The organism is Paenibacillus sp. FSL R5-0701, from assembly GCF_037973995.1.
Taxonomy (GTDB): domain Bacteria; phylum Bacillota; class Bacilli; order Paenibacillales; family Paenibacillaceae; genus Paenibacillus.
Genome location: NZ_CP150230.1, coordinates 6,618,551 through 6,644,957 on the forward strand (window position 1 = coordinate 6,618,551; position 26,407 = coordinate 6,644,957).

Genomic DNA, 26,407 nt, shown 5'->3' on the forward strand with positions numbered 1-26,407 from the left:
GATCAAAGATAACTATTTAGTCGGTTACTTGTTTTTATTGTGCAATCTCACGGTTCCAGCGATCCGTCCAGCCTTTAACCTGTTGATTCACGAATTCCATATCCAGCTTGTTCAGCTTCTCAACAACTTCAGCGCCATATGTTACACCTTCTGCTTCTTCAGCAGTCAGTTCAACCTTCGTGTTTACCGGGGAATCGACTTTGGCTTTAGCAGATTTCGCTTGTACATCCTGGCTGAGCTGCCAGTTGATGAACTCTTCAGCGAGCTCTTTGTTTTTGCTACCTTTCACGACATTGATCGTGTTCATCACGGCATATGCACCTTCGCTAGGTGTAACAAACTTCGCATTAGGAACGGCTGCTTTCAGATCTTTGAAATACATTTCCATGATGGGTCCGCCTGCAATCTCTTCTTGGGAGAACATGTTCACGAATTCGGACGTTTGACTGTAGAATTTCACCACATTGCCGCTCAGTTTTTTCAGTTCAGCAAATGCCGCATCTTCATTAAACGTATCGTTTCCGGCTACACGGGAAGCTGCATCCACAACCATCGGGCCTGCCGTTGCCGTAATATTCGGGATGGTCAGGTTCCCCTCGAACGCCGGGTCCCACAGGTCACTCCATGAAGTCACTTCTTTGGAAACGAGGTCAGGGTTATAAGCGATTCCGAGCTGTCCAACCGTGTAGGCCGGGCCATAATCTTCACCAAGTGGTGCTTTGGCAATATCATAAATGTCATTTATATTTGGAATTTTGGAACGATCGATTTTCTCAAACAGACCTTCATCGATACCTTGTTGCGCATAGTAGTCAGACAGGTAGATGACATCGACATTTGATGTACCTTGACGAATTTTGTTCAGACGTTCAGCGTTATTGCCGACTTCGAGCACGATGTCTACATTATGTTCTTTTTCAAAGGGACCAAATACTGATTCATTGAAGAAATCTTCCGAGAAGCCCCAAGTGGAGATCACCAATTTGTTCGCTGCTGTTCCCCCACTGCCTGATCCGCCTGTTGCATCATCCGTGCTGCTGCCACAACCTGCAAGTAATACCGATGTCATTGCCACTGCTGCCAAACCGCTAATCCACTTTTTCATCATGATCCTTATTCCCCCTGATATATGTGATGTGTATGAAAAAACAAAAAGAAAAGTGCTCTTGTATAAACAAGAACACTTTTCTTCGTAAACAAAGGAAAGCGACACCCGCTGCCGGTACATCATCGGTTTCTGCTTCAGAATCAATCCAAAGACAGACGCCATCATATGAAATTGTACGGAACCTGATCATGAATCCGGATAACCTCGGTATATATCAACAAGAATCAATCCTGCCGATCCATCCTTAGGCCTGTTCCAGAATCACATTCGTGATCGCCCACTGAGTGGACGCATCATAATCCCGCAATATAGCTTCAATTGGCAAACCCATGTGTTGCTCGAGCTTCTCCCGGAATTTCTTCTTATATAAGACAGACATGCGGAAGTCCACTTCCAGCTTTAAGCCGGGGGCCTCCCCTTCCAGGGCGTCAGAGCGCGGTGAACGTCGGTGCTTCGCGTAGAAGGTCACAATATTCTGGTCAATGGTCACTCTCAGGAGAGTGGTGCCAAATCCGAACAGTTCCTTCGAAATTTCGTTATAATACTGGCACATCTTCTTCTTGCTCTCATTGCTGTCCAGTAGTTCCATGAACTCACCCACATCTCTTACTACCGTACATTCGACGTGTTAACACGATTGATTATACATAAATATACGATCATAGGCAACCCAAAAGATATAGTTAACATGATAATAACACATAAAAGCGAACGATGAGACATTAACAACCAAAAACAATTCGTCTTAAACCACAGTGAATTTACATTAATATGCCTGCATGTCATTCCTATACTATTGTTGCTTCTACACTCCGCTTTCATACAGAGGATTCGTGGCTTTGTTTCAACTTTCCCTAAATGGGCACTTATTCCTGCGAAACATAGACAAACTTCGTCATTAACCGTTAAAATGAGACACAATGTTGACATGTTTTTATTTTCTAGAAATTGGAGGCTTATACCATGAAATGTCCAGTATGTAATCATGAAAATGGAGATGCCCATTTTTGCGAGAGGTGCGGCTCTAATCTAACGCAAACAACCTCATCACCAACTCCTGTACCGAACCCGGAATCTGCTGCTGCTTCCGAACCCGAATATACCCGTTGGTCCAGCACGCAGGCTACCTCTTCCCAGACATCTTCTCCATCCAACACACCATCCGTCTCCATTCACAAGGAACAGGCGAGAGAATCAACAGGTATCAATGACCATGCTTCTGAAGGAGGCAATAGCTCCAATCAGTGGAATAATATTGTGCAGAATGAGAAAGTTCAGCAAGCCAAAGAAGTAAGTAAACAGTATCTGTCCTATTTCCTCAGTGTATTAGCCCGTCCTTATCAGACGATGAAAACCGTTGGCGACCAGCATTCACTAAACGGATGGCTAACAATGGCGCTAATTGCAATTCTATCTTCTACATACTTCTTAATTACCTTTAGTCGCATAGGCATGGACGGCTTGTTCATTGGTGGATTTTTAAGGCCGCTATTGTTCACCGTCATTATCTTGATTGCCTCTATTGCACTGATGTACGCTATTCTGAAGATTGAAAAAATAACTTTCCGTCCCAAAACACTGGTTGCCCAGTTCGGTACATTGCTTGTTCCTGCTGTCGTATCCCTTGTTCTGGCGAATCTGTTTATTATCATCTCGTATTCCATCGCGATCTCATTGCTTGCTGTCTCGTATATCATTATCTTTGTTGCTCTGAACTCGGTGCTGTTCCAATATCCACTGAATCGCACCCAAGCAGCCATCGATAGCATGTACAGTGTGCTGATCGCCAATGTGGTCGTATTCTTTATTCTGTATCGATTGTTGGGTGAGATTATCATTGGGCTGATCCGCCTAATGCTTTCACCGTTTGGTCGTCTGTAAAATAGTTCAGTTGGAATAAGCTTATTTACACTTGTTACTACGATGACAGAACAACCTTCCGATCGCTGTTATCCCATTAGATTATATGAAGGCGTTCCCTGCTCACACTGGGAACGCCTTTTTTTGGTTTTCCAAGGCATCATTGCGCTAGGCATGTTTCATACACTATAATGTGTAGTGCAACAGGTATGTTCTTATTTACGTAACAAACACGAAACCAGTAACTCCCGTTAGTAGTGAGAGGATTCACTGTTGTTATTAACACTACATTATGTAGTGTATTAATCACTCATTTTACAAAGAAAGCAGAGGAACTCTCTATGGACATGACTCATATGAATCATATGCAAATGGAGCACGAGGCAGGTACATCCTACCTGTGGCTCATCGTAGGTGTAATCGTATTACTGTTCTCCATCGCCGCCTATATCTTGGCATCACGCACACAGGGCAAAATCCTGGGCCACATGAAAAAGAAAGAGCGGGCGGACATCCAGAAAAAAAGTCGATCCCTTCGGCTGGCTGCACATGTAATGATGGCTGTGTCGATGATTACGTTTGGCCTGTTCTTCATGCAAGGAGCAGGTAAAACATATAATGTAGCCGATCTGGCATCCAACGCGACCATCGATGTTACGGACGATAAATATTATGGGGCTGACCATACGGAGGACCCTATTCAGTATGAGATGAAGATCCCGACTTCAGGGCCGCATAATCCGCATGATATCAAGTTTGGATTTTACACCGACTTCCCGGGCTACAATTACCTGGTACACAATCTGGAGCACGGGGATATCATCATCTATTATCATGAGAACGCAAGCGAGGATTTGAAGGAACATCTGAAATACCTCGCTAAATTCCGCGAAGCCGGAGCTGGTATTCTGGCTGTACCCAACAAGGATATTCCCGAAGGCAGTGAAGTCGTGGTGACGGCATGGACCAAAACAATGAAGCTCGACCATTTCGACGATACCAAGGTAGGTACTTTTATCAATAAATATATTAATCAGGGACCTGAAAAGATTCCTGCCTCTGTTCGCCAGGGCGGCGGAACGATGTAATGACGTAATCACTCAGTCATGTGAAGCCCCTCTATGTAGTGACAATGAGGTGTGTTCCAATGATGGGCATGGTCAATATAGGATTGAAACAAAACTAGCTCCCGGATCAAATTGACTCGGGGGCTAATTCTTTATGGACCGGATGCCGATATTTCAAGTAGAAAATGGTATATTTGATATACAATACATACGAACCAAAGAAGAACGACAAGCATCAAGTAAAGAGACAAAGAGAAGATTGATTCAACAGATCAAGGGGGAACACTTTTACCAATGAACAGTTTGTTTATGAGGATCTTTTTATTTTTTTCCTGTCTGATGCTGGCCGCGGGTGCGGTTCTTGGCATTACCATGTACCGTTCATCGGCCCAACTGGTCGAACAATCCATGGGAATGCAGGCACAGGCTGTGGGTGAACGGGCAGCTGCATTAATTGACACCTCTCTGTATGCACCACTCAGTACCGGACAGGACGAGACAGCGTATTACGGCGTATTGCGTGAGCAGCTCAGTCAGCTGCGCGAGGCCAATGGACTCAAGTATCTGTACACCCTTGGTACACGCGAAGAAAATGGAACAAATACATATTTCTACGTTGTGGATGGGGCTGCTGTCGATGTGGCAGAGGATGACTTCTCCCCTTACGGTTCCGCAGAGGAGACCCATTATGAAGGAATGCTGCAAGCTTTTGAACAGAATGAGCCTATTCGGGGCGAACTCACACAGGATGAATATGGAGCTACCATTACAGCATATGTGCCAATCCATGGGGATGACGGGAAAGTACTAGGATTGGTCGGTGCGGATCTGGATTCCACTGCGGTCTATGAACTGATGTCCCGCAACCGAATGACCATGATCTGGACAGCCTTGGCTATTGTTCTGCTGAGTGTCTTGTTGGTGTATGGATTCGCCCACTACTTGACCCGTCCATTGGTAAAGTTGAAGAAGTTAATCACCCAGGTAGGAAAAGGCGACCTGACCGTCAACGTTGAACTTAGCCGCAAGGACGAGGTGGGACAGCTCGCTTCCGAGTTCAAACATCTGGTCACAGGTACCCGGGATGTCATGACGGGCATCCGTCAAAGCTCCGATTCTCTACTACAAGCTGCAGAAGGAGTATCCAAACATTCACAGGCGACTGCAGAAGCTAGTCAGCGTATTGCCGAGCATACGAATCATACAGCCAGTGGCGCTGCTGAACAGGTGGCTCGTGCGGGAGAAGTTACGGTAGCTATGGAAGAGATTACACGCAGCATGCAGCACATTGCGAATTCTTCTTCAATGGTCGCGGATGTATCACAGGAAACGACCAATAACGCGGTGCAAGGTCAAGCCAACATCAACACGGCAATTGACAGCATGGACAAAATTCATCAAGCAAATGTGCAGATGGTGGCCTCCACCTCTCAGCTGGAGCAGTACTCAGGTAAAATTGAGTCGGTGGCACATCTGATGAAAGGCATCGCTTCACAGACCAATCTGCTCGCACTTAATGCAAGTATTGAAGCCGCACGTGCAGGAGAGTATGGCAGCGGGTTTGCGGTGGTTGCCTCAGAGGTTCGCAAGCTTGCGGGGGAATCGGAGCAATCATCCCAGCATGTCACCGAACTGATCGCTGAGATGACACGCCAGACTGCCCTGTTGTCAGAACATATGTCTGCCAGCACATCAGCAGTCCAATCCGGTCTCGCTGTTGTTCAGGAGGCAGGCCGTTCATTCACATCCATTCATACCGGGATTGAGACGATGAATGAACGTCTGCACGAAGTATCTGCAGCATCCGAGCAGCTGTCTGCCAGTGCAGAAGAAGTGTCCGCTTCTGTGGAGGATATGGAACATATCTCACGCGAATCCTCTTCAAGTATCCAGAAGGTATCGCACGCTACCGGTAGCCAGCTGCAATCCATGGATGAGATGAGTGCATCCGCTGAATCTCTGCGGGTATTGTCCAGTGAGTTGAACGGATTGATTGGTCGATTTAAAATATAGCGGGCAGCTTAGATTGCTATATAGATCGGCTATATAGATTGAACTAAAGAGTATTCACACATGCCACTTCGATGACAGAACAACCTTCCGATCGCTGTTATCAACCTATACAGATCAGCCCAAAACAAATAGCCGCACGGCAGGGACGGGATTATGGGGTTCAACCCCATTCCCAGACCACTGCCTGCGGCTTTATTTTTGTTGTACCTTTAAGGATGGCAAGCCCCAAGGCTGCCTGAATTAGTAGCGCTGCGGAGCAGCTTTTTTACCCAAATCCGTCATGTACGTAAAGAACGCTTCCGGATCGGTATCATACACCAGTTGTACTGGACGTCCGTCTGCTTGCTCCACCGTGCGGCCCTGGCTAGGACCATCCGGGATGACAATACAGTTTACGGTTTTCTTCTTCACGATGTCTTCGCGTCCAACGGAAGCCGTTGTCAGCACATCCCACAGATAGTATGTGGAATTCGTCTCACTGTACACCAGTGGCGGACAACCTGCGTAACAGTTACCCAGGAAATCAACGCCTTCGAAGCGACGCTCTGCTGCCCAGCGGTTACGAACAGCTGGAGTCAGAGGTACTTTGTTCGTGCTTTCCAGTGCAACCAGATCAATCTGGATACCGCTCTGCCATACACGATAAGCCGCTTCCGGGTCCCAGAATACGTTCCACTCTGCTGTGCCATCATGCTCAGGCTCTTCTACGTTACCACGCTCAAATGTACCACCCATCCATACCAGCTTGTCGATTTTCTCTTCAATGTCTGGTGCTTCGTCCAGTGCACGCGCAAGGTCTGTCAGTGGGCCTGTGAACAGGAGCAACGTTTTGCCTTCGGTATTGCGCACTTTCTCGATCAGATGCTGGTGTGCCGGAACGGCAGAGAGTGGTGCTTCCATTTTGCCGGACTCGTTCAGTACAGGAAGTGCATCTACATAGAAGGAATGCAGTCTCCACGCCGCAGGAAATGGATTTTTCCCTCTGGAGTTGGATTTGGATACCTCTACGGAATATGTACCGAAACGATCGATAATTTTGCGACTGGCATCTGTTGCTGGCTCCAGATATCCGTCTGCCGGAATAACCGATACGCCGGTTACATGTACATTGTCCATTTGCAGAAGCATGAACAGCGATACGAGATCATCTACGCCGCCGTCATGGTTGAAATACACATTAAGTTGGTTCGTCATGCTTGCTTTCATCCTTCCCCTGGTTGTCCCATTGATGTTGATCATCCGTCTGCCCAAGGCCGACGCTCTCTCTATTATGTCCCATAACCCTTAGCTACGTAAACCTTCCCCATGCAAAGAAAACAAGGATCACGCCTCATCCTGCGGATATTTTACAGTTCCACCATTCCATCTCAGGAGGACAACTGGTAGAGGTCATCATCGTTCGGAAAATAAAGAAATGGACAGCAGGCTTGAAGCCCTGCCGTCCATCTCACCCCATCCATGCATTACATGGACTGGTTCTGTTTCTCCTCATTCTTCTCGGCAATCGGCACATACTTGCCTGGCCAGAAGGCCCATTTGCCCAGTAATGCGGTGATCGCCGGTACCATGAATGGACGAACCAGGAAGGTATCCAACATCACACCAACAGCTGTGATTATACCAAACTGCACCAACACCTGAATTGGCAATGTAGCAAGTACCGCAAACGTTCCTGCCAAGATCAGACCTGCAGATGTAATAACCGAACTTGTCTCGCCAACACCTTCTCTGATCGCTTGACGAAGCGGCATCGTTTTGCGTTTCTGCCAGATGCTAGAGATCATGAAGATGTTGTAGTCTTCACCCAGTGCCACGAGGAATACGAAGGAATACAGCGGAATCGCTCCCTGAATGGCATCTGCGCCAAGTCCGTAGTGAATGATGATCCAACCCAGACCCAGTGCAGAGAAATACGACAGAACGACTGTCGCAATCAAGTACGCTGTGGCTACGATTGAACGCAAGTACAACAGTAGTAACAAAGTAATCATGCCGATGACCACGGGAATAATGATCTTGGCATCCCGTTCTCCGGTTACTTCAATGTCATACTGTTCAGCCGTCTGACCATCGATCCAGACCTGACTGTCCACATTAGCTACACCAGCGTCTTGAAGCGCCTGTTCCGCAGTAGCTCGCAGATCTGGAATATGCTGCATTGCCTCCATGGAATATGGATTCAGATTGAATTCCACATCAAAGGCGGTAATGTTGGCATTCTCGGCACCCTGCTGAGCATCGCCTACTTTGCTAATGTAATCCAGCGATTCGAGACGTTGCTTCAGATCAGTTTCTTTGCCTTCGGCATCAACGATCACTTTGACTGGAGCCAGCTCACCTTGGGAGAATTGTTCACCGATGACGGTGAAACCTTCGCGGGAAGGCACATCCTCCGGGAAGGAAGACAACAGATCATACGTGAATTTAACCTGAGTAGAGAATGCCGCCAGTCCTCCCAGCAATACCAACGTAATTGCAAGAACGGTCCATGGCTTTGTTATTACAACACGGCCAATCCAGCTTTCCTTCACTTTGCGCGGGGCCGGAGCCGGTTTGCCTTTTTTCTTCGCACGTTCCACTTCCATCTCATGTGTACGTGGTACGAATGGATAGAATGAACCCCGACCGAAGATCGCCAGGAGCGCCGGAACCAGCGTCAGACTTGCAATAAACATAATAAAGATGGACAGACTGAATGGTACGGCAAAGCGTTGATATGCACCGTATTCAGCCAACAACAGCACCAGTAGTGCTGCAACGACCGTGAATCCACTCATGGCAATGGCGCCGGAAGATCCGGTAATTGCCTGAAAAATGGCTTTCTTTTTGTCCGGCTCATGATAGAGAATTTGACGGTATCTGGAGATCATAAACAAGCAATAGTCTGTTCCTGCTCCAAATAACAATACCGTCATGATCGAGATCGACTGTGCGTCTACCGTAATCCAGCCTTGATCCGCCATGAATCCGAGAATGGGGCTTGTCACCATATACGCGAACCCAACCGCAATAATCGGGATAATTGCCAATACCGGCGAGCGGTAGATCAGCAGCAACAGGACTAATACCAGAACAACCGTAGCGATCAGCAAGGATACATCAGCGGAGGAGAATAGCCCGCTGGCATCAATGGATATCCCTACTGGCCCTGTCACACGGGCAATCAGTGTATTGGTATCATCTATGGCTACATCAAACGGGTTTGCCCCGAAGATGTCTTGTGTTTTTTGCTCAAGTGCTTCAATAGCTTCCTTCAATTGTTCCGAATCGGCACCTTCATTGAAGAAAAGTGGCATAACCAAGGTACTTCCATCTTCCGAAAGCTGGCCTTTCAATGCCTGTGGTGGTAATTGATAGAGTGGCACAACGGACTGTTGTTGTTCTACCGGATCTTGATCCAGTCGCTCCGTTAATGCCTGAATGTTCTCAATTTGCTCATCCGTCAGACCGCCGGCTTGACGCCATACGATCAGCGCGGGCAGTCCTTCACCGCCAGGGAATTCCTTCTCGGCAAGTGCAGCTGCCTGAACCGATGGTTTGGATTCACTCAGATCCTGTGCGTTATTGGTTTCACGTTCACCTACAGCAGGCCATACCATGCCAAGCACAACGGCGATAATGATCCATACCAACAGCGTAATCCATTTGCTTCGTTTGCCAGCAACCCAGCGGCCGTAACCCGAACCTTCCTGCATTGTCTCTTCATCTCCCTATTTTGTTTCTATGAAGCCCTAATATATATGATGGTGTAGTAATGAACCACGGGTCATAGTATAATTGAGTTAATTATATATACCGGAAGGTTAATTTTGCAATGCCTAATTTTGTGAACACTTCTAACAAGCAATTAAATACGTAAAGAGGTATGTACTTATGAGCAAAAAAACAAACATTCCCCGTTCACCGGGTAGACCCAAAGCAGGTGTGGATCAAGCGTCTGTGCAAACCAACATATTAATGACCGCGTCACGATTGTTTATGGAATACGGGTATGAACCCGTTTCTCTCCAGCAGATCGCTTCGTTATGTAATGTGACCAAAGCATCGATCTATTATCACTTCTCCAGCAAAGCCGAGCTGTTCACCGTTGCCATTACCCGTATGATGGCGATGGGCATGCAGCAGACTTCTCTCCGTCTGGATGAACCCGGTCCATTGCAAGAACGTCTGGTTAAGGTTGCCGAAGCGAAGATGCAGCACTCCCATATTGAAACGGAGACCATGATGCGAGAAGCCGAGAAACATCTGGACCCGGAGCAACTCGCTCAGATTCGGGAAGCAGAGGTTCGCATCTTTGAAGTACTAGCCACCCATTTTCAGAAGGAGATGGACAACGGTTATTTGCGGGTCGGGAACCCTATGCTGCTTGCCCATGCATTTACGTCACTGCTGATGCTCGCGAACCGCGAAGATGTACGCAACATGAATGGCGGCAGCATCGAGGAACTTGCACGGGAACTGGTGGGGCTATTTCTGGATGGAGCGGTTAAGCGGAACTAATAATCGCCCCAGATTCTAGCCAATGCGGCAATACCCGGGTCAATGCGTTCCGGCTCTATTCCGGCAAAACCGATAATGAACTCTCTTTTGCCATCTACTGGTTCGCTCCCGTTTGCCCACAAATATTCCGTTGAACTGATTTGTATCCCTGCCTCTATCGCTATGGTTACCAATTCTTTGGCTGACTGTTTCGTCGCCATTCGCAATACCAGATGGAATCCAGAATGTTGACCCCTTATTTCAACCCGATCACCAAAATGCATCTGAATGGCCTGAACGATCAGGTCATGCTTTCGTTTGTAGACATTACGCATTTTTCGGATATGCTTACCCAGTTCTCCTTCACGCATGAACATCTCCAATGTTCGCTGATGGAGCCGGGAAGCTGATTGCTCGAATAGAATAGTCTTATACATTTGGCGAAAATGATCCATTAATTCTCTGGGAAGTACCATGTAGTGTATACAAAGAGCAGGTGCGAGGACCTGCGAGAACCCACCCATATAGATCACGCGGCTTCCTTCTTGCAGCCCCTGCATGGAAGGGATTGGTCTTCCATGATACCGGAACTCCCCATCGTAATCATCCTCGATGATATATGCCTTTGTTCGTTCCGCCCAATCCAGCAACGCCAATCTGCGGGTAATCGGCATGGTCATACCTAGTGGAAATTGGTGAGAGGGCGACACACCCGCCAATTTCACCCCGGCCTGTTCCAGCTCCGTCAAGTTTATGCCATCAGGGTCCAGAGAGATCGGGACAACCTGATAACCATAATTGCGGAATGTGCCAGGTAACAGTCGGTATCCAGGATTCTCTACACCGATGGAATGCGTTGATTCTCCCTTGTGAAGCAGGGTCTGTGCTAATAGGGACATTAGCAGATGCTGTTCAGCACCCACAACAATCTGCTCTGGAGAACAGCTGACTCCCCTGAAATGCGCAAGATAGACAGCAATTTCACATCGTAGCCCCCATTCTCCCTGAGGGTCCCCATAGAACAATAGCTCCTCCGCTTCTTCCCGCCATACCCGATTAACATATTGGTGCCACTTGGCAAGTGGGAACAGGCTGAAATCATTGCGTGACATATGAAAATCATATTGTACTTCTCTAGCAGGGCGTATGGCCTGCTGTTCTGACCATGTCGTTCGAGCCTCGGGAGCTTTCCCGGCTGTCTGTGTGTCTGTCTTCCCGATCTGCATGGCATGATAGCTGTCTACCAAGGCACGAACACGATAGCCGCGTCGTGGCTGACTGTATACATATCCTTCGGCGATCAACTGTTGATAGGCCCATTCCACAGGAGTGGTGCTTACCCCAAGCATCTCGGCAAGCTTTCGCACCGAAGGCAATCGGCTATGCTCAGCCAATGCCCCGTGAATGATTCCCCTTTTGATATGATCCGAGAGCTGTACATAGATTGGCGCACTATCGTTCTCATCCAACTTTGGCAATTGAATCATACTGCTGCACCTCATCTGTCCTGTAAAATTAATTAAAACTGTATATTTGGAAGTATACAGTATTGGGATATACTCATGTCATCATCAATATGTAACGCCAACTTTAAGAGGCAGGGCGATCTCAATCTGTCCCGCCTTGAACCTATAGGAGGAACAACTTATGTCACCACCAAAACCATCCCCACGTATCCCCCGTCTGCTAGAAACGTCGCGCATATACCTGCGCCCTTTCGAGATTACAGATGTGGATGCTTATTTCCCTGGCCTGTTTGACGCCGAGATGCGCAGGCTGACGGGTACACAGAACAGTTTCACACGCGCTCAGGTTGAACGTTATGTTGAGAGCGCTGCACAAGATGACTCCAGACTCATGCTACTTATTGCTTTACAGGAGAATGACCAGATCATCGGAGATGTCGTCCTGATGGACATGCATGCCAAGAATCGCAGTGCACATATTCGGGTTGCCATCGATCAGGCGGAGCATCAAGGAAAAGGCTACGGTAGCGAGGCGTTGCTACTTATGCTGGACTACGGCTTTGGCATCTGTAACTTGCATCGAATCGAGCTTGAGGTGTACGCCTTCAACGAGCGAGCCATTCGCACGTATGAAAAGCTTGGATTCCAGCGCGAGGGTGTGAAGCGGGATGTGTTGTTTTATAACCATCAATATCATGATGCGATTCAGATGAGCATGCTGGAGGATGAGTTCAGGCAACGTCATATGAAAGATCAGGCAGGGAATGTTTGATTTTTCGATCAGTCAAAATCAAACTAAAAAACCGGGGGATCTAATAACCCTCCCCGGTTAGAAACTTCAGATGACCCGTCAGCACCGAAAGCTCGGCGGGTGTTTTCATATACAATTCGCCGTCCGTGTCAGCTGACATCGGAGCATCGGTCTTCACTTTTAACGTAGATGCCTTGAAGTATGAAATGCTCTCACTTTGAGGTTGCCAATCTCCCTCCGGCTTGTGTGACAGAATCTCTCGCAGCAGCGGAATGCCTGTCTCATGAATAATGAGCACGTCCAGTTCGCCATCCTGCAACGCATCCGGTGCAAAGGGCAGGGCATTCGTTCCCAGAAAACGGCCATTGGCTGCATAGATCATCACCGCTTCGCCTTCCATCTCTTTCCCATCCGCCTCCAGTTGGTAACGAAACGGCTCTGTATGACTAATTGTCTGTAAAGTGCTGATAAAATAACTGAGCTTCCCCAGCGCGCCTTTCAGATTCTCGTTAATATTCTGCGAAGCATCACTGATCAAGCCAATACCGAAAAAGTTCGTGAACACCCGATCATTAGCCCGTCCAACATCAATGGATACCACCCGACCTGCCAGCATTTCTTGTGCCGCAGTCTCAGCATCCGGTGAAATCCCGAGCGAACGCGCAAAGTCATTACAAGTGCCTCCAGGCAATATGCCAATCAACGGAGGATGTTGCAGATCGGCCAGTCCATTCACACATTCATGCACCGTGCCATCCCCACCCAGGATGAAGACCACATCGAATTGTTCCCCGCGTTCACGACACAGCTTCTCTCCTTCACCAGCTTCATCCGTACGCACAATGACGAGTTCATGAACAGCGGGAGCCAGCACACCAGCCACAAGACCCACTGTATTCTCACGATTGGCCTTGCCCGAATGATGATGATGAATTAACAACGCTTTGTTAAACTCCATCCCTCTTCCTCCATTCCAATGCTTGTTACCCTTTACCCACAAAGGTCGAAGCCGTAAACAAGCCCTTCGTTAAGCACTCATCATGATTCCAAATAGGTTTCCCAATCAGGTATGCATCCTAATGCTCATTCATTCGTAATAGCTAGATGACCCGTTTATCCATAAACCATTTCCTTGTTTAACCAGAGATATGCATGAGAAAAAGGGTTTCTCCGCACCTTAATATCATAAGGCTGCAAATTTTGCTGGTGAGAACCCATTCAAATCGAGTCAAAACGGTTATATCTATACCATATACGAATGGAGGGATTCCCTATGATTCCGGCAACGTTGGAACAATTGGAGCAAGTTCGCAAGGAATGCCGTACCATGGTTCGCAAAAGAGCTACCGCTTCCGCCGGTACAACACTCGTTCCATTGCCCGGTACAGACGTACTGGCTGATGTGGGGATGCTGATGCAGCTGTTGCCTGCCATTAACAATAAATTCGGATTATCACAAAAACAGCTGGACGGTATGGACCCCGAGACCAAATCCATGATCTATGGATTCGTGATGTCCATCGGAAGCAAAGTCATCGGTCGTATGATCACCAAGGAATTGGTGGTACAGGTTCTGAAAAGAGTCGGCGTACGCGTAGCCACCAAATCGGTCGCCAAATTTGTTCCGTTTGCAGGACAGGGACTGGCTGCCGCACTCAGCTTCACAGCCATGCGCTATGTAGGTAACAAACATGTCGATGACTGTTATGAAGTCGTCAAACGCATGATTGAGCAGCGCGAATTGATTCCGGGTGAACCCGCTCCGTCTGCGCTGGAGGAAGCTAACAGCGACGACCTGAAGGTAGAAGTAAAGTCGGTCTCTAGCAACGATGCTGATCTTCCTGCGAATGATTCTAAGGATCAATAAAATGCGGACCATATCCTGCCCAAACAGAAGCTTAAAAAGTATCTCATGACCAATCTGAATGTCCCTCAATCGGTGAGCTTATACTCGGGTGCTTGTATCTAGATCGGTGTACGATGAATTCAAAATATAAACAAACGGGACAAAGCAGTATAGTTACACCGCTTCGTCCCGTTTTTATTTTTGCAGCATGGCATATATAAGACAATTATGACTATGGTTTACTAGAATATTTTAACGAACTCAGCACACTCTAATAGGCACAATTTCACAATTCCGGCATTCTAACGAATCGTAGACACTTTATTTCCTCATTCTGCGGTTTCTTTTACCACTTTGTGCTGCTTATCCGAGAAATAACATGTCTCAAGTTCGTTAGAAATGGGAGTGCTTGGTAATCCTCCATAAGCACCTCAACCCAGATACCATGCAACGTTCTTTCATATCCTATAGATCCATCATATCGAAACGAATCCAATCAGCTCCACATTAGAATCCACTCCTCTGGATACACGACAAATAGCCGGGAACATCCCTAGGGGTGCTCCCGGCTATTCTTGTTAGTTACATTGTGATCAGATCGCCTGCGGTTGTTGCTCCGCAAACTGACTATTGTAGAGATCCGCGTAGAAGCCCTGACTTGCCATCAATTCATCATGATTGCCCTGTTCAATCACGTTACCATGATCCATAACCAGGATCAGATCGGCGCCGCGAATGGTGGACAAACGGTGTGCAATGACAAAGCTTGTGCGATCCTTCATCATATCATTCATTGCTTTCTGGATAAATACTTCAGTCCGTGTATCCACGCTACTCGTCGCTTCATCCAGAATGAGGATGGCCGGGTTCGCCAGAATCGCTCTTGCAATGGTCAGCAACTGTTTCTGCCCTTGAGAGATATTCGACGCCTCTTCATTCAGCACCGTATCATAACCATCAGGCAGTGTACGGATAAAGTGATCCGCATGTGCCGCAACGGCTGCCTTGATTACATCCTCTTCCGTAGAACCTTCTCGACCATAGGCGATGTTGTCCCGAATCGTTCCGTTGAACAACCAGGTATCCTGAAGCACCATGCCGAACAGACTGCGCAGCTTGCCACGCTCCATGTCCTTAATGTCGGCACCGTCAATCGTAATCCGACCATCCTGAATTTCGTAGAAACGCATTAACAGGTTGATCAGGGTTGTTTTACCGGCTCCCGTTGGTCCAACAATGGCGACCGTCTGTCCCGGTTTTACATCTATATTCATGTTATGAATGAGCAGTTCATTTTCTTTATATCCAAAGTTAACACCTTGGAATGCAACCGCACCTTTAGGCTGCCGTAATTGCACAGGTTGTTTAGACTCAGCAACTTCTTCCTCTTCATCCAGCAACTCGAATACCCGTTCTGCCGAAGCAATCGTTGATTGAATGATATTGGAGATATTTGCAATCTGGTTAATCGGTTGTGTGAATTGACGGGAATACTGTGTGAAGGCCAGAATATCCCCGATAGAGATCGATCCGCGTGTAACAAAAATCCCACCAACCACACAGATCAGCACATAACCCAAGTTACCTACGAAACTCATGAGCGGCATAATAATACCCGAGATAAACTGGGCTTTCCAGCCAGATTCATACAGTTCTTCATTGACCTTCTCAAATTGCTGTACGGATTGTTCTTCACGTCCAAATGCTTTGACAACCTTGTGTCCCGTGTACATCTCTTCGACATGACCATTAAGTTCCCCAAGGGATTTCTGTTGACCGGCAAAGTGTTTTTGCGAACGGGAAGCAACAAGCATAACAACAACCACACTGAGTGGCAGCGTCAAAATCGTGATTAGCGTCATCCATGGACTAATCGTCAGCATCATGATAATTACGCCGACAATCGTGACGATAGACGTAATGAACTGTGCCAAACTTTGCTGAAGTGTATTACTGATATTGTCCACGTCATTCGTAGCACGGCTAAGTGTCTCCCCAGTTGTGCGGGAGTCAAAATATTTCAAAGGAAGACGTCCAACCTTCGCACTGATCTGCTCACGCATGTCATACACAACACGTTGGGCCACACCGGCCATCAGGTATTGCTGAACATACATAAATGCAGCACTGAACAGATAGAGTCCGCCAAGCAGGTACAATACTTTCATTAATGCAGGAAAATCAATTCCGGCTCCCTGTACACCCTGAAGGATGGCAATGGCGCCTTTACTGAGAATATCCGTTCCTTCGGCCATAATTTTTGGACTGATGATGCTGAATACGGTACTCAAAATAGCTGCAACCAGCACACCTAACAGACGAGAACTATGGGGCTGGAGATAACGAATCAAGCGCCGCAGTGTGCCTTTGAAATCCTTCGCTTTCTCCACTGGAGGCCGCATACCCATTCCGCCTCCAGGGTGACCCGGCCCACCAGGGGAACGAGCCGACTTGCGTTCTGTACGTTCACTCATGCGATCTCCTCCTCTGTCAGCTGGGAGGATACAATCTCACGATACACTTCATTGTGCTCCAGCAGCTCTTTATGTGTTCCTGAACCGACAATTCGGCCCTCATCCATAACCAGGATGCGATCGGCATCCATTACTGTACTTACGCGTTGCGCAACAATCAGCACAGCTGCTTCTGTCGTTTCGGACTTCAGCGCAGCACGAAGTTTAGCATCCGTTTTGAAATCGAGAGCAGAGAAACTGTCATCAAAGATATAGACTTCCGGACGGCGAACAAGTGCGCGAGCGATGGACAGACGTTGCTTTTGTCCACCAGATACGTTGTTACCACCTTGAGCGATAAGGCTGTCATATCCCTCTTTCATCTCGGTAATGAAGTTCTCCGCCTGAGCTGTACGGGCCGCATGAACAACTTCATCCATTGTGGCATCATCTTTCCCGTGACGAATATTCTCCGTGATCGTACCCGTAAAGAGGACTGCCTTTTGTGGTACAAAGCCAATTTTGGCACGCAGATCTTCCTGCCGAATTTCACGCACATCCGTACCATTGACCCGAACACTACCTTCGGTCACATCATAAAATCGTGGAATAAGACTGAGCAATGTCGATTTCCCAGAACCCGTACCGCCAATGATGGCTGTTGTCTCTCCTGAGCGAGCTGTGAAGGAGATATCGGACAAAGCTGGATTCTCTGCGCCCGGATAACGGAAAGTTACATTCTCAAACTCAATCATACCCTGCATGGATTTCATGCCACGAGGCTGCTCGGGATTGCTAAGATCCGGCTGCATATCAAGCACTTCGTTGATCCGTTCCGCCGATGCTGAAGCTCTTGGAATCATGACAAAGATCATCGAAACCATAATCAGTGAGAACATGATTTGCATTGCATATTGGATGAAGGCAATCAATGCACCGATGTTCATATTGCCGCTGTCGATCCGCATTCCACCAAAATAAAGGATGGCAATCATCGAAAAGTTCATAACCAGCATCATCACAGGCATGATGGTCGCCATGAGTACATTAACTTTGATCGAAGAATCTCTCAGTTCTGTATTGGCCCCGTTAAAGCGCACTTTCTCATGCTCCCCACGGTTAAAGGAACGAACAACCCGAATCCCTGTTAACTGCTCACGCAGCACCAGGTTGAGTCGGTCCAGCTTTTTCTGAATGGTTTTGAACAAAGGTAAACCCTTGGCACCAATCAGCGCAATGGCTCCGCCCAGTACCGGAAGCACGACCAGGAAAATTGTAGATAATTTGGCGTCCTGAGATACCGCCATGAAGATACCCCCGATACACATGAGCGGAGCCATAATCATCATTCGCAGCATCATCGTAAGTACATTCTGTACCTGTGTGATGTCATTCGTCGTACGCGTAATCAGTGAAGCAGTACCCATCTTATCGAACTCCTGGAGCGAGAAATTCTCCACATGGCGGAAAACTCTGCTACGCAGTTGTTTGGCAAATCCGCCCGCTGTTCGAGATGAGAGGTAACTGGCGATCACCGAACACGCCGTTCCGCCAATCGCGATGACCAACATCCATCCACCAATCTGCCAGATATACGGGATATCCCCTTTTATGATGCCGTCATTCACAATATCTGCCATTAACGTAGGCAGGTACAATTCAGCAAGCGACTGAAACAGTACCAAAACCAGAATGAAAATAATCGGAATTCGGTATGGCTTCAGCATGCGAAACAGTTTCATCATGGCGTATCATCTCCTCTTGTCGAATCATCCTTTTGCAAGGAAGTTAATGTATCAAAAAAGGTGTATACCTTGGTCAACAACTCGGCCAGCTGAGTACTGTCTTGCTCACCCAAATGCTCAACTAACTTATTGAATATTTCCATACGTTCTTGGTGAGCAGCCCGAATAATTTCACGACCTGCTTCAGTAATCGTGATGCGGACAGCACGTCTATCCTCCGGGTCCATCGTCCGTTTGACCAGCCCCTCATCTTCAAGGCCACGAATAACAGGTGTAATGGTCGGTGACTTCACGCGTAGCAATGCGCTGATTTCCGAGACTTTCATCCCGGGATGATTGGATTCGATCGTGTCATTGAAATCAGGCGGATTGTCCTGCCAGTTCAATTGTTCTCCCGGATGCATCCCGTGGAGTAAACAACCCAGCACCATAATTTCATTGTGATTGCGCCCATGAGGCTTATGTTGCCTCCATTTGCCTTTATTAAACTGCATAATGGAGTACAAAAGCTTCTGAGCGACCGGATCTATACCAGTCATAATGGGTCCCTCCCTCTTTCTTTATCATTCCATAGACATCCAACATCATAGGACATCTATTAAATAGTAGTACAATTAAATAGATGCACAATTAATTAGGTATACTAAGTATATTATCGTAAGAAGCCAATGTCAAACATCTAAAATAACCAATATAAACCCATAACCAAGAGCCTATACGCGCTTGATTTTGGGTTTTGTCATTTTGCCGTCATCGGAGCCCGCTATACTTATTTCAAAATGTAGTAACCAGAATTTAAGGAGATGAAGATTGAATATGAACAGATTCAAAATAGGAAAAACAGGTATGTTATTGGCTTTGTTTGCAGTTTTATTAAGCGGATGTGTAACCAACAAAAGTTCCATTATAATACAATATCCCAATGATAAACCGAGCGAAGGTACTCAAGTATTCTTCAGGTATTCCAGTGGAGAAGTTGTACAGGTTCCAGATATCGGAGTTAACAGCAGTGTAGAAGCTATCATGGATATTAATAAAAAGATCGTTGGGGGATACGCTGAAACGGATGGAATAGCATGGGTTCCAGATAACTATATCCCTGATATCTCTGGCAATCTAATTAATATTCTCAATATTCAAAGTAATAAACCAGCATCTGCCGCACATCATGTCCAGTTAATTGCGGCATCCCAGCCTTCTTCTTATTCGGGTTATCTAAATTATACGTTGGCTGTTTACGATGAGCAGGGGCAACCTGTTAACAACCGAACTGAAATCTTCCTGCATGGAGACGATCCAAATTTAGATTTTCACAGTCTTAATGGAAATGGTGACCCAACCGTAGCAAATGGATATTCATACTTTACAGCGGGTGGACTTGGGCTTGTAACCTTTCCGATCAAATCGGGACCAATCACAAAACCTATCAGCGTATACTCTGGCTCAAAATTACTTAATGATAACTTGCTATCCATTGTTACCGATGTGAAAATAACCACCCCGGACGATGTCTATTCTGTACTTACCGGTGAAACGTTGGCTCTAAATGCTGCAATCTCACCTTCTAACGCGATCAATTCTGCCGTGACTTGGTCTGTCTCGGATCAAACCGGAACTGCCAGGATCGATCCGACTACAGGCGTACTTACCGCCGGAGACCCGGGAACCGTTCTGGCTCAGGCGGCTGCTACAGATGGTAGTGGAGTTGTCGGCAGTGTGCAGATCACCATTAAGCCAACTTCTGTTCTCGTGAATTCCATTACCATCAGCGGAAGCAATTCTGTGCAAGCAGGTCAGTCCATTCCGCTTACAGCAAGTGTCCTTCCAGCCGATGCCAAGGATCCTTCTGTAGTCTGGTCCGTGCAGGACGGAACAGGTAAAGCGACCATTGATGGAAACGGAAAACTAACTGGATCTACAGCAGGAACCGTTCTGGTTAAAGCCGAGGCAGCAGATCTATCAGGCGTATTCGGAACCAAAACTGTTGTGATTACCACGATTAACAACGGAAGTAATGGAGGCAATACAGGTGGTAACTCTGGAGGTAATTCAAGTGGTGGTTCAGGCTCACCAGCAGCTCCCACACCAGTTCCTACACCTGCACCAACGCCCGTGACACCATCCGATCCGAGTCCTCAGCCAACACCCGGAACAGATGTAGTACCTGGACCTACGTTCAACAGTCAGGTTCTTAATATGGATAGCTTTATGACCAGCTTCACCCAGAAGGTTAAAGCAGCACAGTCCAATCCTGCGACTGTTCAATTAACGGATACTACCACGCACTGGGCTGGGGCAACTGTAACTACATTCGTAAAGCTGGGTGTCGTAACTGGTTATACCGATGGCTCGTTCCATCCAAATGCCAGTATCACCCGTGCCGAGTTCGCAACCCTGATCACCAAAGTATTTGATCTGTCGAGCAACCAAGGCAATACAATAAGCGACGTATCAGGTCACTGGGCAGAATCTTCCATTCGCTCTCTGCAAAGCAAGGGTGTGTTATCCGGTTACCCGGACGGTACATTCAGACCGAATCAAGAGATCAAACGTTCTGAGATCATCGCCATCATCTCGCGCATTATGGATCTGAGCAAAGTACCAACCGCAGAAGCACCTGCTTTCTCCGATCTGGAGCAAATCTGGAATAAAGATCAACTCCAGCAAGCGGCAGCAGCCGGAATTATTCAAGGAGATCGGAATGGAGAATTCCATCCTGCGAACTCCGCTTCCCGTGCAGAAGCATTGACTATTATTTTGCGAGTACTCCAGACCAATTCTGAATTTGAAGCACTTCTACAATCCCTATAATTAAGATGCAATAATTGAAGCCTTCCAAGCCTGTTTCCAGGCTTGGTGGGCTTTTTTAACAGATTCAACCTTCTATGGGGACTTCCTTTTTGATTTCAAAAATAAAAGTCATTACCCGCTCTCAAACACGTATGTTTTTAATCCTGATTCTGATAACATAGGAGGCATATCTTGCATGAATATATCTTAGATCGAGGCGGCCCATCCATGAACCCTAATATGTACTTATCTGCATTGCTTATGGCTGCGACCTGCTGCACATTAATGCTTGCTTACCTTTCCTATAAAAGAAGAAGCTCGCCCATTGCCGTCAGTTACGGGCTGGGGATGCTTGTTAGTTCTTTTTATACATTCGGCTATGGCTTCGAGATCATTAGTCAGCAACTAGACCATATTCGATTCTGGCTTCGAATCGAGTATGTTGGAATTCTGCTCGGTCCAGTGTTCTATTTCCTTATGGTGCTGCATTATACAGGGCGTGAATCATGGGTGCGTACACGCAATGTGCTTCTGTTGTTACTAGTGCCTTCTTTTACGTTTATCATACATAATACCAACGAGTGGCATCACCTCTTTTATAAAAATATGATGATCGATACATCCTGGGGATTCCCGCTTGTGTCTCTTGAGAGAGGACCTTTATTTTCAGTTCATGTTGTGTATTCCTATACACTGTTCTTTATTTCTGTTTTTTTCTTGGTACAGATGTTGCTTCGTGCCACACCCCCTATGAAAAAACAAATCATATTTATGATTATTGGCTCCTGTGGACCATTCATTTTCTCACTAATTTACCTAAGTAATATCTTTCATTCACCCCTTGATTTTTCTCCATTTGGATTTGTTATATCGGGCATCTTCTACACATGGGGAGTCTTCCAATTCAATCTACTTCGTCTGGCTCCGCTGGCATACCAAAAGGTATTCGAATCCATACAGGATGCTGTTATTGTGTTCGATCTGGACCATGTGTTGACCAGCTACAACCGTTCTGCCCGGCGTATCATTGAGTCTCTTCATCCCAAAGGCTTGGGCCAGCATGCCAGTCAGGTACTTGTACAATACCCACAGCTTCTAGCAAAGCTGCTTGAACAGGAACCGCTTAGCGATGTCCGTAAAATTCAACTCTCCAACGACCCGAGTAGCAGAATCTATAACGTTCATCTTTCTCTTGTTCAGCATCAAAGTGGTAAACCTATTGGCAAGATGCTACTGCTTAATGATGTGACTGAAGCCGTACAGGCCGAGAAGAAACTTCGCGACAACGCCCAACAGTTAAGTGAGCTCAACACGTTCAAAGACCGAATGTTCAATGTCGTGGCTCACGATATACGTGATCCAGTAGCCGTACTGGTTAATCTGATGGACTTGCTTGAGGAAGAAATACAAGAATCCAATGCTGATCATGAAGAGATTATCCATGAAATGAAACACCAGATTCATAATACGTTTTCTCTGGTAGAAGGACTGCTCGAATGGTTCCGCAGCCAAAGCGGAGGGCAGGTCTTCCATCCGGTAGAACGGGATCTGCACTATTCTGTGGAGGCCAGTATATGCTTGTTACGTGTTCGCAGCGAGAATAAGCATATTCAAATGGTATCGAATATTTCACCAGGAGTGTGCGTCTATGCGGATAAAGAAATGCTTGACCTGATTCTTCGAAACCTTTTATCCAACAGCATTAAATTCACTAATCCGGGGGGACAGATCACGTTGAACGCCGAACGAAAGGATCAGCATATTGTGGTATCAGTAAGCGATACAGGAGAAGGGATTACAGATGAGCAGGCCCGTTCCCTGCTTCAGGATGAGTATCCGGTATCGGCAACGGGAACCGCAGGGGAACGCGGTATCGGGTTTGGCTTGAATCTGTGCCGGGAGTTTGTACGCCTGAATGGGGGCGAGATCTGGTTTGACAGCATGCCCTCACAGGGAAGCAACTTCTACTTCTCCGTACCTATACCTCCTAAAAGTGAATCTTCTCCATATTCCGTAAAGGTGGATGGAGATACATGAAGGTCATTCTGATAGATGATGAGAAGGCTATGCACCTGATTATGAAAAAGATGCTGGCAAAGATCAGTGATATAAAAGTGATGGGCGCATTTCTAGATACAAAGACCGCTACATCGTATCTGAATGATCATGAGGTGGATTTAATCTTTGTCGATATTAACATGCCCCGGGAAAGCGGATTGGAATTCGCAGAAGGACTGCGAAAACAAGGGAAACTTACGCGAATTGTATTTATCACATCTCACGTAGAGTATTCCTTACTTGCTTTTGACGTCTTTGCCTTTGACTATATGGTGAAACCAGTGAAACAGGATCGGCTCCTCCAAACGGTACACAGAGCGCTGGCAGAGTCGCGCAGCAAGTTACCTGAGGAAGAAATCGTGGCAACGATTGAAGCGCAAGCGGTAGAGTTCAATGCTCTGGGCAGAATCGAGATTCACAGCGACCACGGAACCAAGACCAAATGGAAATCCAGCAAAAGTATTGAATTGTTTGCATATCTGCTTGTCCAGCAAGGACGGCTTGTATCCCGTACCCGTCTCATTGAAGATATTTTCGGAAACATGCCACAGAAGAATGCCGAGGTCTACCTCAACACAACGGTCTATCAGCTACGCAAGTTGCTTAATGGGTATGGACTGAAAAAAGTACTTCATACGTACAATAATTATTACGCTCTGAATTTATCCGATATTACGGTTGATTTTATCCGCTTCGAAGAAGGATGTAGGCGGCTATCTGTCATTCAATCCGGGGCCGACATAGAACAAGCCCTATTGATTGAGCAAATGTATGTGGGTGATTTATTTGGAGAATATGGATACACGTGGTCCTTGAGCGAGGTTGAACGACTGTCACTTATGTATAACGCACTAAACCAGCGATTGTGTAATGCACTACTGGAAGCCAAAGATACCAGTAATGCTATCCGCCTACTCAAAAAACTCCTGCATCGCAATGAATTGCACGAAGAATCGCTGATCCTGCTCATCCGAGCACTTTCCATGCAGAATAACAAGGAAGCCCTGATCAAACATTATGAACAATATACAGCACATTTACTTCAGGAAATAGGTGCTGCTCCTTCTCCAGAGCTTGCTGCTCTATATGCACAATTATTATCGAAAACCCAATAGTGTTAAGGTCAATGGATGTAATGCCTTGAATCCAATTCACAAAGAAGCTCCCATTCTATACTCCGGTGGATGATGACCCGGGGGTAAGAAATGGGAGCATTTTATTACGATTGAAAAGTAGACACAAAAGAATCTTCTTAATGCATAAATTGCATGATTAGGTGCGTTTGTTACTCATTAAGACTGTGAAGCAGAGACTGTTTTGAGCACTGAGGCAAACGGGAAATATTCTTTTGCATTGTTGTAGGCAATGCCTTGTACGATCTGACCAAGCAGCTCCAGATCCTGCGGTGCTTCGCCCTGTTCAGCCCATTCACCAATGAGATTGCAGACCAGACGACGGAAATACTCATGCCGCGTGTAGGACAGGAAGCTGCGTGAATCGGTCAGCATGCCGACAAATCGGCTGAGCAGACCAACATTCGCCAGGGCTTTCATCTGGGCTAACATGCCATCCTTGGTATCATTGAACCACCAGGCTGCACCAAGCTGGATTTTACCCGGAATACCCCCGCCCTGGAAGCTGCCGATGATCGCCGCGAGCACTTCGTTGTCCCTTGGATTCAGAGAATACAGAATCGTTTTGGGCAGTGCTTGTTGCTGCTCCAACGCGTCGAGCAATCCAATCATCGCTGCGGAAAGCGGCGTATCATTCACGGCATCGTAACCCGTATCCGGCCCAAGCTTGGCAAACATCCGTGTGTTGTTGTTACGGGCTGCATTGATATGGAACTGCATCACCCAGCCCCGATCTGCATACAGTTTGCCCAGGAACGTCAGCGTCACTGTCTTGTACTTGTCCTCTTCCTCACGAGTTACCTTCTGACCTGCAAGTGCCTTGGCAAAGATGGCACCCGCCTCTTCGCGTGTAGCCACGCCGTAAGGAACATAATCAAGTGCATGGTCAGAGACTCTGCCGCCGACAGAATGGAAGAATTCCACCCGGGACTTCAGCGCAGCAAGGAAGGATTCATAATCTGAAATCGCAGTGCCGGACGCCTGTGATAGCTTACCTACCCATTCCGTGAAGGTATCCCGGTTCAATTCTAAGCCTTTATCCGGGCGGAAAGAAGGTAATACCGCCGTGTCAAAGCCTTCGATTTCCTGAATCTTCAGATGATACTCCAGAGAATCCGTTGGATCATCGGTTGTGCACACAACAGTGACATTGGATTTGGTAATCAGATCACGTGCACCGAATCCGTCACTGTTCAGTTTGGCATTTACTTTGTCCCAGATGGCCGGTGCGCTTGTCTCATTCAAAACTTCGTAGACGCCGAAATATCGCTGTAATTCCAGATGAGACCAGGCGTACAGCGGATTACCAATCATCATAGGGACCGTTTTGGCATAAGCCAGGAAACGATCGTAATCGGTTACTCCCTCGCCGCCGGTCACATATTGCTCTTCAATTCCGTTTGCGCGCATGAGCCGCCACTTATAGTGATCACCGTATAACCAAGCCTCTGTAAGATTGCCAAAGGTTTTGTTCTCGTAGATCTCCTGAGGACTGAGGTGGCAATGATAATCAATAATCGGCATGTCTTTGGCATAATCCTCATATAACTTGATCGCCGTTTCATTGTGCAGCAAAAATTGTTCATCCAGAAAAGATTTCATTCGCCTCGCACGCTCCCTTTAGGTGAGTTTACGTTC

General features: G+C 46.9%; 19 protein-coding genes. 9 read left to right on the forward strand and 10 right to left on the reverse strand.

Going from position 1 to position 26,407, the window contains the following annotated elements:
* Window positions 1-34 precede the first annotated feature (34 nt).
* Complete coding sequence (locus MKZ13_RS29070) at window positions 35-1,105, reverse strand: ABC transporter substrate-binding protein (RefSeq protein WP_339185467.1); 1,071 nt, start codon at window positions 1,103-1,105, stop codon at window positions 35-37.
* A 247-nt stretch (window positions 1,106-1,352) separates the two neighbouring features.
* On the reverse strand, window positions 1,353-1,697 hold the full coding sequence (locus MKZ13_RS29075) for a Na-translocating system protein MpsC family protein (protein ID WP_017691786.1): 345 nt from the start codon (window positions 1,695-1,697) through the stop codon (window positions 1,353-1,355).
* Between the two features lie 374 nt (window positions 1,698-2,071).
* On the opposite strand from MKZ13_RS29075, the gene MKZ13_RS29080 reads away from it, so the two are divergent.
* The 3 genes from MKZ13_RS29080 (at window position 2,072) to MKZ13_RS29090 (ending at window position 6,048) form a co-directional block, all read left to right on the forward strand.
* Window positions 2,072-2,989, forward strand: a complete 918-nt coding sequence (locus tag MKZ13_RS29080) for a hypothetical protein (protein ID WP_339180221.1) — start codon at window positions 2,072-2,074, stop codon at window positions 2,987-2,989.
* 335 nt (window positions 2,990-3,324) lie between these two features.
* A complete protein-coding gene (locus tag MKZ13_RS29085; RefSeq protein ID WP_339180223.1) occupies window positions 3,325-4,056 on the forward strand; it encodes a DUF3105 domain-containing protein in 732 nt (243 codons plus the stop codon).
* Window positions 4,057-4,329: 273 nt separating this feature from the next.
* The gene (locus MKZ13_RS29090) at window positions 4,330-6,048 is read left to right on the forward strand and encodes a methyl-accepting chemotaxis protein (protein WP_339180226.1); all 1,719 of its coding nucleotides are present in this window, start codon (window positions 4,330-4,332) and stop codon (window positions 6,046-6,048) included.
* 240 nt (window positions 6,049-6,288) lie between these two features.
* On the opposite strand, the gene MKZ13_RS29095 is transcribed toward MKZ13_RS29090, so the two are convergent.
* Window positions 6,289-7,242 carry a nucleoside hydrolase gene (locus MKZ13_RS29095; protein ID WP_017691781.1) on the reverse strand — a complete coding sequence of 318 codons (954 nt, stop codon included), beginning with the start codon at window positions 7,240-7,242 and terminating at the stop codon, window positions 6,289-6,291.
* Window positions 7,243-7,511: 269 nt separating this feature from the next.
* Window positions 7,512-9,743 (reverse strand): MMPL family transporter, encoded by a 2,232-nt coding sequence (locus MKZ13_RS29100; protein ID WP_339180229.1) that lies wholly within the window; start codon window positions 9,741-9,743, stop codon window positions 7,512-7,514.
* Between the two features lie 178 nt (window positions 9,744-9,921).
* Here MKZ13_RS29100 and MKZ13_RS29105 point away from each other — a divergent pair, with 178 nt between their 5' ends.
* On the forward strand, window positions 9,922-10,548 hold the full coding sequence (locus MKZ13_RS29105; protein ID WP_221819673.1) for a TetR/AcrR family transcriptional regulator: 627 nt from the start codon (window positions 9,922-9,924) through the stop codon (window positions 10,546-10,548).
* Here the strand turns inward: MKZ13_RS29105 and MKZ13_RS29110 are convergent.
* Window positions 10,545-12,014 (reverse strand): PLP-dependent aminotransferase family protein, encoded by a 1,470-nt coding sequence (locus MKZ13_RS29110; RefSeq protein WP_339180232.1) that lies wholly within the window; start codon window positions 12,012-12,014, stop codon window positions 10,545-10,547. The two genes, MKZ13_RS29105 and MKZ13_RS29110, sit on opposite strands and share 4 nt — an antisense overlap.
* A gap of 160 nt (window positions 12,015-12,174) precedes the next feature.
* On the opposite strand from MKZ13_RS29110, the gene MKZ13_RS29115 reads away from it, so the two are divergent.
* Window positions 12,175-12,765, forward strand: a complete 591-nt coding sequence (locus MKZ13_RS29115; protein ID WP_339180235.1) for a GNAT family protein — start codon at window positions 12,175-12,177, stop codon at window positions 12,763-12,765.
* Window positions 12,766-12,805: 40 nt separating this feature from the next.
* Here MKZ13_RS29115 and MKZ13_RS29120 read toward each other — a convergent pair whose 3' ends face one another.
* The gene (locus MKZ13_RS29120) at window positions 12,806-13,702 is read right to left on the reverse strand and encodes a diacylglycerol kinase family protein (protein ID WP_339180238.1); all 897 of its coding nucleotides are present in this window, start codon (window positions 13,700-13,702) and stop codon (window positions 12,806-12,808) included.
* Between the two features lie 315 nt (window positions 13,703-14,017).
* Between MKZ13_RS29120 and MKZ13_RS29125 the strand changes: the two genes are divergently transcribed.
* The gene (locus tag MKZ13_RS29125; RefSeq protein ID WP_339180241.1) at window positions 14,018-14,611 is read left to right on the forward strand and encodes a hypothetical protein; all 594 of its coding nucleotides are present in this window, start codon (window positions 14,018-14,020) and stop codon (window positions 14,609-14,611) included.
* 572 nt (window positions 14,612-15,183) lie between these two features.
* Here MKZ13_RS29125 and MKZ13_RS29130 read toward each other — a convergent pair.
* Genes MKZ13_RS29130 through MKZ13_RS29140 form a run of 3 tightly spaced genes read right to left on the reverse strand, consistent with a single transcriptional unit; the run spans window position 15,184 to window position 19,327 of the window.
* Window positions 15,184-17,064 carry an ABC transporter ATP-binding protein gene (locus tag MKZ13_RS29130; RefSeq protein ID WP_339180243.1) on the reverse strand — a complete coding sequence of 627 codons (1,881 nt, stop codon included), beginning with the start codon at window positions 17,062-17,064 and terminating at the stop codon, window positions 15,184-15,186.
* A complete protein-coding gene (locus tag MKZ13_RS29135) occupies window positions 17,061-18,788 on the reverse strand; it encodes an ABC transporter ATP-binding protein (RefSeq protein ID WP_339180245.1) in 1,728 nt (575 codons plus the stop codon). The genes MKZ13_RS29130 and MKZ13_RS29135 overlap by 4 nt, the downstream gene beginning before the upstream one ends.
* Window positions 18,785-19,327 (reverse strand): MarR family transcriptional regulator, encoded by a 543-nt coding sequence (locus MKZ13_RS29140; RefSeq protein ID WP_074092645.1) that lies wholly within the window; start codon window positions 19,325-19,327, stop codon window positions 18,785-18,787. The genes MKZ13_RS29135 and MKZ13_RS29140 overlap by 4 nt, the downstream gene beginning before the upstream one ends.
* A gap of 277 nt (window positions 19,328-19,604) precedes the next feature.
* Between MKZ13_RS29140 and MKZ13_RS29145 the strand changes: the two genes are divergently transcribed.
* From MKZ13_RS29145 to MKZ13_RS29155, 3 genes are all read left to right on the forward strand, one after another.
* Entirely contained in the window at window positions 19,605-21,599 is a 1,995-nt protein-coding gene (locus tag MKZ13_RS29145) for an S-layer homology domain-containing protein (protein WP_339180248.1), read from the forward strand.
* 171 nt (window positions 21,600-21,770) lie between these two features.
* Complete coding sequence (locus MKZ13_RS29150; RefSeq protein ID WP_339180251.1) at window positions 21,771-23,615, forward strand: histidine kinase N-terminal 7TM domain-containing protein; 1,845 nt, start codon at window positions 21,771-21,773, stop codon at window positions 23,613-23,615.
* A complete protein-coding gene (locus MKZ13_RS29155; protein ID WP_339180254.1) occupies window positions 23,612-24,751 on the forward strand; it encodes a response regulator in 1,140 nt (379 codons plus the stop codon). Before MKZ13_RS29150 ends, MKZ13_RS29155 begins: the two co-directional genes overlap by 4 nt.
* 177 nt (window positions 24,752-24,928) lie before the next feature.
* Here the strand turns inward: MKZ13_RS29155 and uxaC are convergent, their stop codons facing one another.
* Window positions 24,929-26,371, reverse strand: coding sequence for a glucuronate isomerase (uxaC, locus tag MKZ13_RS29160; protein ID WP_339180256.1), 1,443 nt, complete (start codon window positions 26,369-26,371; stop codon window positions 24,929-24,931).
* Between the last annotated feature and the right edge of the window lie 36 nt (window positions 26,372-26,407).